General features: G+C 63.2%; 9 protein-coding genes. 5 read left to right on the top strand and 4 right to left on the bottom strand.

What is annotated here, in order from left to right:
• The first annotated feature begins 166 nt into the window (after positions 1-166).
• Positions 167-865, top strand: coding sequence for a response regulator (locus SAJA_RS11330; RefSeq protein WP_123658790.1), 699 nt, complete (start codon positions 167-169; stop codon positions 863-865).
• A 25-nt stretch (positions 866-890) separates the two neighbouring features.
• On the opposite strand, the gene SAJA_RS11325 is transcribed toward SAJA_RS11330, so the two are convergent.
• Positions 891-4,439 (bottom strand): PAS domain-containing hybrid sensor histidine kinase/response regulator, encoded by a 3,549-nt coding sequence (locus SAJA_RS11325; RefSeq protein WP_123658789.1) that lies wholly within the window; start codon positions 4,437-4,439, stop codon positions 891-893.
• A gap of 106 nt (positions 4,440-4,545) precedes the next feature.
• Here SAJA_RS11325 and serS point away from each other — a divergent pair, with 106 nt between their 5' ends.
• Positions 4,546-5,826: a serine--tRNA ligase gene (serS, locus tag SAJA_RS11320; RefSeq protein WP_123658788.1), complete on the top strand. Its 1,281-nt coding sequence runs from the start codon at positions 4,546-4,548 to the stop codon at positions 5,824-5,826.
• A 21-nt stretch (positions 5,827-5,847) separates the two neighbouring features.
• On the opposite strand, the gene cysB is transcribed toward serS, so the two are convergent.
• The gene (cysB, locus tag SAJA_RS11315) at positions 5,848-6,828 is read right to left on the bottom strand and encodes an HTH-type transcriptional regulator CysB (protein WP_123658787.1); all 981 of its coding nucleotides are present in this window, start codon (positions 6,826-6,828) and stop codon (positions 5,848-5,850) included.
• A gap of 118 nt (positions 6,829-6,946) precedes the next feature.
• On the opposite strand from cysB, the gene SAJA_RS11310 reads away from it, so the two are divergent.
• Positions 6,947-7,744, top strand: coding sequence for a sulfite exporter TauE/SafE family protein (locus SAJA_RS11310; protein ID WP_123658786.1), 798 nt, complete (start codon positions 6,947-6,949; stop codon positions 7,742-7,744).
• 15 nt (positions 7,745-7,759) lie between these two features.
• The gene (cysG, locus tag SAJA_RS11305; RefSeq protein WP_123658785.1) at positions 7,760-9,181 is read left to right on the top strand and encodes a siroheme synthase CysG; all 1,422 of its coding nucleotides are present in this window, start codon (positions 7,760-7,762) and stop codon (positions 9,179-9,181) included.
• Positions 9,182-9,598: 417 nt separating this feature from the next.
• Here cysG and SAJA_RS11300 read toward each other — a convergent pair whose 3' ends face one another.
• Together SAJA_RS11300 and SAJA_RS11295 are read right to left on the bottom strand one after the other, a co-directional pair.
• A complete protein-coding gene (locus SAJA_RS11300; RefSeq protein WP_123658784.1) occupies positions 9,599-10,270 on the bottom strand; it encodes a Bax inhibitor-1/YccA family protein in 672 nt (223 codons plus the stop codon).
• Positions 10,271-10,492: 222 nt separating this feature from the next.
• Positions 10,493-10,792 (bottom strand): exodeoxyribonuclease VII small subunit, encoded by a 300-nt coding sequence (locus SAJA_RS11295; protein WP_123658783.1) that lies wholly within the window; start codon positions 10,790-10,792, stop codon positions 10,493-10,495.
• Between the two features lie 441 nt (positions 10,793-11,233).
• On the opposite strand from SAJA_RS11295, the gene parE reads away from it, so the two are divergent.
• Positions 11,234-13,150 carry a DNA topoisomerase IV subunit B gene (gene parE, locus SAJA_RS11290; protein ID WP_123658801.1) on the top strand — a complete coding sequence of 639 codons (1,917 nt, stop codon included), beginning with the start codon at positions 11,234-11,236 and terminating at the stop codon, positions 13,148-13,150.
• Positions 13,151-13,207: the final 57 nt, after the last annotated feature.

The raw sequence follows: 13,207 nt of genomic DNA, 5'->3' as shown, positions 1-13,207 counted from the left end.
ATAACGGTATATCTGCGCGAAAGCGTCATCTACCGGCGACAATCCGATTAACGGTTGTCTTGTGCACAATGAGAAAAGCCACATGGCTTGGGAATGAGCAAAAGGTCTATACTCGGGACGTCGCATATCCGATCGATCATCCCAACATTCGCGAAGGCGGGTCCTTATGGCAGCCAGTTCGAAGACGACAAGCCAACGCAAGGTCGTCATAGCAGACGATCATCCGCTGTTTCGAACGGCTCTTTCGCAGGCGGTGACACAGGCGCTCGGCGCCCCAGAGCTTGTCACCGTGGGCAGCGTGGAGGAACTCAACAAGTGGCTGGCCGCATCGGCCAGCCAGGCCGATCTGTTATTGCTGGATCTCAACATGCCGGGCGCGCGCGGCTATTCCTCGCTTGTGCACGCACGCAGTGTCGCGGCCAGCCTGCCGGTCATCGTGGTATCCGCCCATGAAGATGCCAGCGTCGCCCAGGCTTCGATCGAGCACGGCGCGGCCGGCTTCATTCCGAAATCGGCATCGCTGGAAGTCATGGCCGAGGCGATCGAGACGGTGTTGGCAGGCGGCACCTGGGTGCCGGCCGGCACCCAAGACGCCGAGGCGGCCAAGGATGATTTCACTGAACGCCTGGCCACGCTCACGCCGCAGCAGCAGCGGGTTTTGATGATGCTGACCGATGGCCTGCTCAACAAGCAGATCGCCATCGATCTGGATATCTCCGAGGCCACGGTCAAGGCCCATATCACCGCGATTCTGCGAAAGCTCGATGTGCATACCCGCACGCAGGCCGTGATCGCTGCCCGCAGCCTGGAAATCGACTGGCAGAGTTATGCCCGTCGAGAGCTCAACAGCAACAACGGGTCGTGAGCCACCCGGCGCCACCAGGCATCGGTCAGTAGATCTCGATCTCGCCGCCGACCCGCGGGCCGGTGATCGCCGCCCGTAGTTTGGCCGGGCCGATCGGTTTGTAAATGATGCCGGTGCCCAGGGCCTCGGCACGCTTGACGATGGCCTGATCGCGATTGGCGGTAACCAACAGAAACCGGGTGTCGGGGCAGCGATCGACCAGGCCCGCGATCTGTTCCAGGCCGTTATCGGTGTTTTCGCCGAGATCATGATCGAATATCGCGACATCGAACGTCTCGTCGGCCATGATCGCGCCGGCATCTTCGGGCGGGGCGGTCATGCAATCGATCTCCCAGCGCTCCAGCAGACCGACCAGTGCGTCCAGGGATGCGGCATCGTCGTCCACGCACAGCGCGTTTCTCACCTGGGGGCGATCGAGTGTGGCCGGCGAGGCAGCCGTGCGGGCATCGCTTTCCGGGGCCACGCGCTCGACGTACAGCCGAAACACCGTGCCCTTGCCGGGAGCAGAGTCGACCTGTATCCGATGCCCGAGCAGGCGTGACATGCGATCGGCCAGCGACAAGCCCAGCCCCAGCCCGCGCTCGGCGGCGCCGTGGCTGGATTTGCCACGCTGGAACTCCTCGAAGATCGAGGCCAGCTGATCGGACTCGATACCCGGCCCGGTATCCCAGATTTCGATGCGCACCTGGGAGGCGCGGTGTCGAACACCGATGAGCACACGGCCCCGTTCGGTATATCGCACGGCGTTAGACAAGAAATTCTGCAGAATACGCCGCAGCAGATTGGGGTCACTGCGTACCCAGCACCGCGTGGGCACGGCATGCAGCGTCAACCCGGCATTGCGTGCGAGCACCTCGAACTCGCCGGTCAGCGGCGTCAATATGCGCGATAGCGGAAAGGATTGCGTCTTGACGTCCCACGCGCCGGCATCGATTTTGGAAATATCCAGCAGTGGTTCCAGCAGCGTCTGGGCGGCCTCCAGCGAGGACTGGATCTGGCGCAGCGCCGCCCCCTGGGTGTCGGCACTGCCGTGCTCGGCGCCGGCCGCAAACAGGCGGGCCGCGTTCAATGGCTGCAACAGATCGTGACTGGCCGCTGCCAGAAACCGGGTCTTCGACAGATTGGCACGTTCGGCGTCGCGCCGGGCGTCGAGCGCGGCACGCTGGGCGATCGCGCGCTGCTCGTTCTCGCGCCGCAGGCCGGCATTGGCACGCGAGAGTTCTTCGGTGCGGGCGGATACACGCGCCTCGAGTTCTTCGTTCATGCGCGTGAGGGCCGCCTCGTTGCGCTTGAACTCGGTGATGTCGTTGAACGTGGTCACGAACCCGCCGCCGGGCATGGGGTTGCCGGTCATCTGCACGACCGTGTTATTGCGCCGGTGCCGCTCGAACTGGTGCGGCTTGGCTTCACGCAAGTGCTCGAGACGCTTGCGGACATGCTCTTCTACGCCGCCCGGCCCGCATTCACCGCGCATCGCATTGAAACGGATCAGATCCGCGATATGGCGCCCGGTGCGCACCAGACCGGGCGGGTATTCGAACAATTCCAGATACCGGGTGTTCCAGGCGACCAGCCGCAGATCCTGATCGACCACCGAAATACCCTGATCGATATTCTCGAGCGCGGCCTGCAGCACGTTACGGTTGAACTGCACGGCATCGGCCGTGCGATCCAGCAGGCGCACCATGTCATCGAGTGCCAGATCGCGCTGGCGCAGGCCCGAGGCCAGCATCAGCCGGGCCGAGGCACTCCCCACGACGCCGGCCAGGCGCTGTTCGGCAAACTGCAGCAACGAGGCATCGACGATCTGGTTGGTCAGCAGTTGACGATCGTGATGCCCGGCATATTCGTTGAGCGCAGCCCGCGCCGACTGCGGGCCCAGAAAGCGTTGTAGCAGCACCTCCAGCTCACCCACCCGAATAGCCGGTGGCCGGATCTCCTCGCCGGAGCGCTCGGTCCGCCGCAGACCCAGATTCACGAAGGCCACGGCCTGTGCGCGCTCGATCAACGTCACCGACGTATTCATCGACACACCGACGGTGACCAACAGCTGAACCATCAACGTCCAGAACACGCCGTGGGTCAGTGCATCCTCGAAATGCGTGTCGAACAGCGCATGCGGGGCCAGCCACACGATATTGAACGGCCCGTCGGCCAGCCAGGCCGAGGTCAGCCAGCCCTGATCGGCCACCGTGGGCAGAATCAGCGTATACAGCCAGACGATTAACCCCGCGATCAGCCCGGTCATCGCCCCGCGCCGGGTGATACGGCGCAGATACATGCCGCCGATCATGGGAATCAGAAAAAGCGCGACCCCCGACATGCTAAGCAGGCCGATACCGGCCAGCGTGCCCCCGGTGGCAAACAGCCGATACACGCCCCAGGCCATGAGTAGAATCACCACGATCAGCACGCGCCGCGTGCGCAGCAGCGCCCGGCTCAAATCATGGGCGGCACCGAACTGAACCCCGGGCAGGCGCAGCGCGATCGGCACGACCACTTCATTACACAGCATGGTGGCCAGCGTGATCGTGGCCATGATGACCATGCTGGTGGCCGCCGACACGCCGCCGACATAGGTCACCAGCGTGAGCCAGTCGTTGTTGGCGGCCAGCGTAAGCGCGAGCACGAACCGGTCCGGCTCGACCGTCTCCACGCCGAACAGAACCGTGCCGGCTGCCGCCAGCGGCAGGACGAATATCGCCATGAGCGCCAGATACGACGGGAACAGCCAGCGAGCGGTGCGCAGATCGTGGGGGTCGGTATTCTCGACCACGCCGACGTGGAACTGGCGCGGCAGACACAGCACCGCGGCCATCGCCAGAAACAGCACCGTCAGGAAGCGCGGCGTGAGCAGGGCGCCGTCAAACAGATCGGTGAAAACCGGCAGGCCGCGGGCCTGTTGCATGAGATCGCCCGGCCCAGCGAACATCACGAAACAGACATACAAGCCCACGATCAGAAACGCGCCCAGTTTGACCAGGGATTCAAAGGCGATCGCCCGAATGATGCCCTGGTGTGATTCGCGCGGATTCACGTGTCGCGTGCCGAAGGCGATGGTGAACACCGCCATCACGCTGGCCACGAGCAGGCCGGTATCCGTCCAGCCAGAGAGTTTGATATCCGATCGGGGGCGGCTATAGAAACCGTGCACGATGGTGTTGAACGACATCGTCATCGCGTCGAGCTGGAGCGCGATATACGGCAGCACGACAACGAGTGCGACGAGGGCCACCAGCGCGGCCAGGCTTTGTGACTTGCCGTAGCGGGCGCCGATGAAATCGGCAATGGAGGTGGTGTTCTGCTGCTTGGCGATCACCAGCATCTTGCGCAGCACGGGCATGAGTACCACAAGCGAAATCATCGGCCCGAGATAGATCGCCAGGTAGGTCCAGCCGTCGGTGACCGCCGCGCCCACGTTGCCGTAGAACGCCCAGGCCGTGCAGTAGACCGCCAGCGAGAGGGAATACACGACCGGCCGCGGCCCGGGCCGGCGCTTGAGCCGGCCGCGTCGATCGCCCTGATAGGCGATATAGAACAGGATGCTGACATAGGTCAGCGAGACCGTGATCAAGAGCCAGGGACTGATAGCGCGCTTCTCCGCTTGAACGACAACATGCCCTGCAGGGCCGCCAGACCCCGACTATAATGCGCGCGATCACTCTCTCGACCAATCCGTCATGCTCGATCCTCGTGTTCTTCGAAACGATCCGGAAGCGGTCGCCCGCCAGCTCGCACGGCGCGGATTCGTCTTCGACGCCGATGCCTATCGCGACCTCGACACGCGCCGCAAGACGCTGCAGACACGTGCTGAAGAGCTCCAGGCCGAGCGTAACCAGCGTTCCAAGTCGATCGGCAAGGCCAAGGCCGCCGGTGAGGACATCGAGCCGCTGAAAGCCGCGGTGGCCGGGCTGGGCGAGCAACTCGAAGCCGCCAAGGCCGAGCTCGAGGCCGTGCAGGCCGAGCAGGACGCGGTTCGCGAAGGCCTGCCCAACCTGCCGGATCCGGCGATGCCCGAAGGCCACGACGAGGCCGACAACGTCGTGCTGCGTGAGGTCGGCGATCGCCCGCACCTGGATTTCGAAATCAAAGATCACGTGGCGATCGGTGAGCACCTGGCCGGGCTCGACGGGGCGGCCGGGGCCAAGATCACCGGCGCGCGGTTCACAGTGCTCTCGGGCGCGGTGGCGCGCCTGCACCGGGCGCTGATCACCTACATGATCGATGCCCATGTTGACGTCGGTTATACCGAGCTCAACGTGCCTTACATCGTCAACGCGGACTCGCTTTACGGCACGGGCCAGCTGCCCAAGTTCGGCGACGATCTGTTCCGCCTGACCGAGCCGGCCGATTATTACCTGATTCCCACGGCCGAGGTGCCGGTGACCAACATGGTGCGCGATGAGATCGTGGCACCTGAGCGCCTGCCGCTGCGCTACGTGGCGCATACGCCGTGTTTCCGGGCTGAGGCCGGGGCCGCCGGGCGCGATGTACGCGGCATGATCCGCCAGCATCAGTTCGAAAAGGTCGAGCTGATCAACATCGCCCATCCGGACGAGTCCGATGCCTGCCACGAGGCCATGGTGGCGCGGGCCGAGGCGGTGCTGGCCGGCCTGGGGCTGGCGTATCGGGTGGTAGATCTCTGTGGCGGGGATATCGGGTTCGCGGCGGCGCGCACCTATGATCTGGAAGTCTGGCTGCCCAGCCAGAATACGTACCGCGAGATTTCCTCGATCAGCAATACCCGGGATTTCCAGGCCCGGCGCATGGGCGCACGCTACCGCGATCCGGAATCCGGCAAGCCGCGCCTGTTACATACCCTCAACGGCTCGGGTGTGGCGGCCGGGCGTGCCCTGGTGGCCGTGCTGGAGAACTATCAGCAGGCCGATGGCACCGTGCGCGTGCCCGACGTGCTGGTGCCCTACATGGGCGGCCTGGAAGTCATCGCCGCGCCGGGCTGAGCCCGGTCACCGGGCAGACCATCAGCGCGTGGGCAACCGGGGCCAGAGCTCGGCGATGAGATCATCGAAACGTGGCCCGGGATAGCCCTCGATCGCGCGGTCGATGACCTGCGGCGTGAGATGCGGGGCGAACATCGCAATGAATCGGCGCATGTAACCGGCCAGAAACAGGTTGCGCCGAAACCCGATATGCGTCGTGCTGGCCGCGAACAGATCACTGGCATCCAGGCGTACGAGGTCGTCATCGTGGGCCGGGTCATAGGCCATGTTGGCGACAACGCCCACCCCGAGGCCGAGGCGCACGTATGTCTTGATCACATCAGCATCTACCGCGGTCAGCACCACATCCGGCGTCATGCTGTGCTCTGCGAACGCCTGGTCCAGATGTGAGCGCCCGGTGAAGCCGAAGGTATACGTCACGATCGGATGCTGGGCCAGCGCCTCGACGGTCAAGGGGCCGTTTTCGGCCAGCGGGTGATCGCGTGGTACGAGCACACAGCGGTTCCAGTGATAGCAGGGCAGCATGATCAGCTCGTCGAAATGCTCGAGTGCCTCGGTGGCGATCGCGAAATCCGCGTCGCCGGCCGCGGCCCAGCTGGCAATCTGGGGTGGGGCGCCCTGGTTGAGGTGTAACGAGACCCTGGGATAGCTCTGGCGAAACGCCGCGATCGTCTCCGGCAGGGCATAACGCGCCTGGGTGTGCGTGGTGGCCACGCACAGTGAACCCCGATCGGCATCGGCGAACTCGCTGGCCGTGCGATGGATATTGTCGACTTCCGAGAGTACGCGCCGCGTGGTTTCCAGAATACGCTGACCGGCCGGGGTGATCCCGTCCAGATGCTTGCCGTTGCGCTCGAAGATCAAAAGCCCCAGCTCCTCCTCGAGCAGCCGGATCTGCTTGCTTATACCCGGTTGTGAGGTATGTAGCACCCGAGCGGCTGCGGTGATGTTGAGCTTTTGACGAGCGACTTCATGGATATATTCAAGCTGACGGATTTTCACGCTTTTTTATATTAAAAAGATATCAACTAATGATTGCATATCACTTTCAGTATTGAAACGCGAGTGCTACCTTGCCGCCTGTTTTCGCGGCTTGGCCGCAGTTCTGGAACTATCATAGATGTTCGCTTTTCCTATTGCCGGATTCGTTGTCGGCGCCGCTGTCGGCATGACCGGCGTCGGCGGCGGCTCTTTGATGACGCCGCTTCTGATTCTGTTGTTCGGCTTCGCGCCCTCGGCTGCCGTGGGAACGGATCTGCTCTATGCCGCCGGCACCAAGAGCTTCGGTACTTGGCTACACGGCCGGCAACAGACCGTGGACTGGCGCGTCGTAGGGCTGATGGCCAGCGGCAGTATTCCAGCTGCGCTGCTGACCGTGGCCGTGCTGCATCAAATCGGCATGACACCGGGCGTACAGCACCTGATGATGCTGGTGCTTGCCGGGGCGATGATCATCACCAGCGTTCTGACCTTCGTGCGCGCACGGTTGGTGCATTGGTTGATGAACCGCGCGGTGTTCCAGAACGGCGGCCATGCGCGACTGGTGCGCTATCGACCGGCGATCACAGTAGCCGGGGGCGTGGCACTGGGCATGCTCGTCACGCTGTCGTCGGTGGGCGCGGGCGTGCTGGGCACCACCATGCTGTTGGTTCTGTATCCCAACACCCGGGCGGTGCGTATCGTCGGAACCGATATCGCCCACGCTGTGCCGCTGACGCTGGTCGCTGGCCTGGGGCATCTGGCGCTGGGCACCACCGATCTGGGCGTGCTGTTTCTACTGCTGATCGGCTCGCTGCCCGGCATCTATCTCGGCACACGTCTCGGGCGCCGGTTGCCTGATCGGGCGCTGCGCCCGATTATCGCCGTGTTTCTGGTACTGATCGCGATCAGTATGATCGCCAAGACTCTCAATGCCTGATCGCATCTCGTTTTCATGACTGACGATAGCGACAACGCGCCATTCGAAGCAGCCGCGTATCCGATCACGCTGCGATTGGCCGGACGATCGGTACTGGTCGCCGGCGGCGGGCGTATTGCCGCCCGGCGGGTCGAGCGCCTGCTCAAGACCGGGGCGCGTGTCGTCGTCATCGCCCCGGATGTCTTGCCTGTGCTTGTAGAAGCTGGTGAGGCCGGCGCGCTGGTGTGGCATTGCCGGGACGTGCGTGAGGCCGACGTTGCGGGTATGCAGCTGGTTTTTGCGGCGACCGACAACCGCTCTGTCAACGATCAACTCGCCCGAGCAGCCCGTCGTCAGGGGATCTGGGTACAGCGAGCAGATGACGCCGAGGATTCCGATTTTTTCGTGCCGGCACTGGTCGAGCGCGGGCCGCTACAGATCGCGATTTCCAGTGCCGCAGCCGCTCCCAGCCTGACGCGACGGATACGCGCCCATATCGAAACACTCACGCCGCGAGCCTATGGTGAGCTGGCCAGTCTGGCGCGCCGGTTTCGCGACGATGTCCGTGCCCGGATCCCACGTCAGAAACGGGCCGCGTTCTGGGACGAGATCTTCGAGGGCCCGATCGCCGAACAGGTGTTTGCCGGGCGCTACGATGATGCCGTGCATGCACTTGATCAGCGCCTGCACGACACGGACGGAGCCCATGCCGCACGCGGCGAGGTCTATCTCGTGGGCAGCGGCCCGGGCGACCCGGATCTATTAACGTTCCGCGCGCTACGGCTGATGCAGCGGGCCGACGTGGTGCTCTACGACAGCCTGCTTTCGCCGGATATCCTGGCGCTCGTCTCCCCCGAGGCCGAGCGGATGCATGTCGGCAAGCGCGCCGAGCGCCACACGCTGCCCCAAGAGCGGATCAATACCTTGATGGTCGAGCTGGCCCAGCAGGGCCGTCGGGTGCTGCGCCTGAAAGGCGGTGACCCGTTCGTGTTCGGCCGCGGCGGCGAGGAGATCACCCGGCTGGCCGAGGCCGGTATCGATTTCCAGATCGTGCCCGGCATTACCGCGGCCAACGGCTGTGCCGCCTATGCCGGTATTCCGCTGACCCATCGTGATCATGCCCAGTCTGTAATATTCGTGACCGGTCATCTCCAGGCCGGCGAGCTAAAACTGGGCTGGGCCGAACTGGCCCGGCCCGGTCAAACCGTCGTCTTCTTCATGGGCCGACGCAACCTGACCCTGATCTGTGACCGCCTGCGCGAACACGGCCTGACCGACGACTGGCCGGCAGCCATGATCATCGATGGCACCACCGCCCGCCAGACCATCATAGCCGGCACCCTGGCCGATCTGCCCGAGCGCGTGGCCGCCGATTCGGCCAAGGGCCCCGCGCTGTTGATTGTCGGCGAAGTCGTGCGCCTGCACGAAACCCTGGGCTGGTTTCGCCCGCATAGTTAGGGGGCTTTCAGGTTCGGTGGCTTCGTTCTTTCAAGACTATCCGCAGATTTCACAGATTGCGCAGATTTGGGCGGTTGACGGCTATGGCTTTAGCAGCTGTGCGGCGCCACATCTCTCGAGGTTTTGTTTTATGACGCACAAAGCCCACGCAGATCGTGGCGCCTCGAACGATCGGGATGCCAAGGAGCTGGATCAGCCATCTGCGTAATCTGTGGATAGTCTTCGGAAAACGAAGCGCTGTACACGTTGGCGCCTCGTCATCGTTAGCGCCCCCTCGGCCCGCCGCCAACATCTGCGTTCATCGGCGTCCATCTGCGGATAGTCTTGAAAGAACGAAGCCTCAAGCCCAAACCGAAACGCCAGACACGAAAAAGCCCGGTCGAATCGACCGGGCTTTCTTCGGGCATGGCGCTGGTGTTATTCGTCGCCGGCAAACACACCCAGTAGCTGCAACAGGCTCAGGAACAGGTTATAGATCGTCACGAACAGGGTGACGGTGGCCAGGATATAGTTGGTCTCGCCGCCGTGGACGATTTCGCCGGTCTGGTAGACGATCAGCCCGCTCATGAGCAGCACGAACATGAACGACACGGCCATCGACAGCGCCGGGATTGAGAACACGACCGCGATGATGCTCATCACGAACGCGACCACAATGCCGATCATCAGCATCCCGGCCCACTGGTTGAAGCGTTTGCCGGACATCAACGCATAGGCCGACATGCCCACGAAGATGGCCCCTGTACCGCCCATGGCCATCGTGACCAGTTCGGCGCCGTTGGAGAACTGGGTCAGGTACATGTTGATGATCGGCCCGAGCGTATAGCCCATGAAGCCGGTCAACGCGAAGACACTGACAATGCCCCAGCCGCTGTTGGCGGTGGCATTGGTCAAGAACAACAGGCCGAAATAACCCACCAGCGTGATGATCATGCCCGGATAAGGCAGATTCATGGCCGCGGTGATGCCGGCGATCGTCGCCGAAAACAGCAGCGTGGCCGACAACAGCATATAGGTGTTGCGGAGCACGCTGTTGGTCGCCAGCGCGGTCTGCGCGCGACTGGAATAGGTCGTATTTTCTACGCTCATTGCTACCTCGTTGACGCGGGAGTGGCCCGGGCCGGAAATCGTTGACTCGAAGACATTATCACGCAGCGCGCGCCGTGCCATGCATGGTTGTTCGATACACGTATCGACCGTGTGTCACGGCTTATTCCGAGCTTGGTCGCAGCGGCTGATGCGAAGATATCTTGTAACGTTGATATGTGCCGCCCGAGCGTATTTCAAGTGTGGCGCGTCCGGCGTTGTCTCTTATTGAGTGGACTCGCCGGAAGCGTCGAGGTCACGGGTATCCAGCGGCTCGACGCGCGCGTTTTCGTCGTCGCCCAATAGTTGATCCACCCGCAGTTCCGCGGTCTTGAGCATAGTCTGGCACTGGCGCGCCAAGGTGATCCCGCGCTCGAACCGGGCCAGGGCGTCTTCAAGAGCCACATCGCCGGACTCCAGTGTCTCGACCAGCGTTTCCAACTCGGCGATCGAGGATTCGAAAGCCGCCAGCCCGGGAGCATCGGTTTCCGGGGCAGTCTCGGGGGCGTTGTCACTGTCTTGCATGATGCGTTTCGCATAGATCTGGGGTGGGGCGGTGCTGATTGTAACCGCGTTAGGGCCTGTTGCCGTTTCATGCGAGCCCGCGCCAAGCGCTCCATGGAATTGACTATGGGCGGCAAGACGAGGTGTAGCCCGCGCCGCGCAGTCATTCTGCGCAAGAGGGCTAGAACGCTGTATTGCCGACGTGTCGTTAATTTCAGGGCGCTTGTCCCGAAGGGTTGGGCCGCGCATAAAAATTGAAGATGGGCGCCCTGCCGCTGGCGAGTCTTGATCGTGGCACGCCACGATGCGGCGACTCGCGCCTTGCAGGACACACTGCGGACTCTCGACGAAAGCAGCGCTCGCATGAAACGGCAACAGGCCCTGGGCCAACCGCACGATTTCTTGCCAGCGATCGGTGCCTGGCTTACCTTGCCCAGCCATCACGCCTGTCTGCGACTTGCTATGGCCAATCAGTACGATGCCGCCGATATCGAAGTGCTCTCCGGGCTGGATCCGGTTCGAAAGCGCCCGGGTATGTTCACCGAGACTTCCCGGCCGAACCATCTGGCCCAGGAGGTCATCGATAACAGCGTGGATGAGGCATTGGCCGGCCATGCCAAATCCATCGAGGTCACGCTCTATGCCGATGGCAGCCTGTCGGTGGTCGACGATGGGCGGGGCATGCCCGTGGACATCCACAGCCAGCACGGCGTCTCCGGGGTCGAGCTGATCCTCACGCGCCTGCATGCCGGGGGCAAGTTCTCATCGAAGAACTATCAGTATTCCGGCGGGCTGCACGGCGTGGGCGTATCCGTGGTCAACGCGTTGTCCACCGAGCTCGTCGTTCAGGTGTGGCGCGGTGGCACGCATTACGAGATGCGTTTTGAAAACGGCCACAAGGCAAGCGAACTGGTCGAGCTGGGCGCCTGTGCCAAATCCAAGACCGGCACGATGCTGCATTTCTGGCCGAACGACTCGTATTTCGACAGCCCGCGTATCGCCACCGCGCGCTTGAAGCATCTGCTGCGCGCCAAGGCGGTGCTCTGCCCGAACCTGAAGGTGCGCTTCGTCGACGAAGCCGCCGCTGAGGATATCGTCTGGCAATACGCCGACGGCCTGGCCGATTACATGGCCGATGCGCTCGACGGTATCGACACCGTCATCAGCCCGGCGTTCAAGGGCGGTGAAACCGAGGCCGACCAGACCGTGGATTGGGCGCTGACCTGGATCGCGCCCGACCAGCCGGGTATCGACGCGGTGGCGGAGTCCTATGTGAACCTGATCCCGACCTCGGGCGGCGGTACCCATGTCAACGGCCTGCGCACCGGGTTGACAGAGGCCGTGCGCGAGTTCTGTGAGTTTCGTAATCTGTTGCCGCGCGGCGTGAAGATCGCGCCGGAAGACGTCTGGTCCGGCTGTACGTATGTCCTGTCGGTCAAGATGGGCGATCCGCAGTTCTCCGGCCAGACAAAAGAGCGCCTGTCCTCGCGCGATATCAGTGGCTTTGTCTCGGGTGCGGTCAAGGATGCGTTCTCGCTATGGCTGAACCGCCACGCCGACACCGGTGAGGCACTGGCGGCCCAGACTATCGGCAATGCCCAGGCACGGGCGCGCTCAGCCAAGAAGGTCAAGCGCAAGAAAGTGACCCAAGGCCCGGCCTTGCCCGGCAAGCTCACCGATTGCGTCACCGATGACCCGACCCGCTCGGAGCTGTTCCTGGTCGAGGGGGATTCGGCCGGCGGCAGCGCCAAGCAGGCCCGTGATCGTAATTTCCAGGCCGTGATGCCGCTGCGCGGCAAGATCTTGAACGCCTGGGAGGTCGAGGCCGGCGATATCATGGCCTCGAACGAGATTCACGATATCTCGGTGGCACTGGGGCTGGATCCGGGGGCGGCCCATCTCGAGCGGCTGCGCTATAACAAGATCTGTATCCTGGCCGATGCCGACTCCGACGGCCTGCATATCGCGACACTCTTGTGCGCGTTGTTCGTCAAGCATTTCCGGCCGCTGGTCGAGCAGGGCCATGTGTATGTGGCCATGCCGCCCCTGTTTCGTATCGATGCCGGCAAGGACGTCTTCTATGCCCTGGACCGGCCCGAGCGCGATGCGATTCTCAAACGTCTGGAAAACGAGACCAAGAAGCGCAAGATCAGCGTGACGCGCTTCAAGGGCCTGGGCGAGATGAGCGCGCTACAGCTGCGCGAGACCACCATGGCCCCCGACACGCGCCGCCTGGTTCAGCTGGGCATCGATCCCGCCGAGGCCGATGGCAACGTCAAGGCCGTTGACGAGCTGTTGGACATGCTGCTGGCAAAAAAACGTGCCGCTGATCGGCGCGACTGGCTGGAAGCCCGCGGCCACGAGGCCGAGGTGGACTAGATACCATCTCGCCCGACTGAAACCAAGCGGCTCACCGAGCGATCTGAGGCTGATAAG

Source organism: Salinisphaera japonica YTM-1 (assembly GCF_003788585.1).
Lineage (GTDB): Bacteria > Pseudomonadota > Gammaproteobacteria > Nevskiales > Salinisphaeraceae > Salinisphaera > Salinisphaera japonica.
This window is presented reverse-complemented; position numbering and strand designations above follow the sequence as displayed.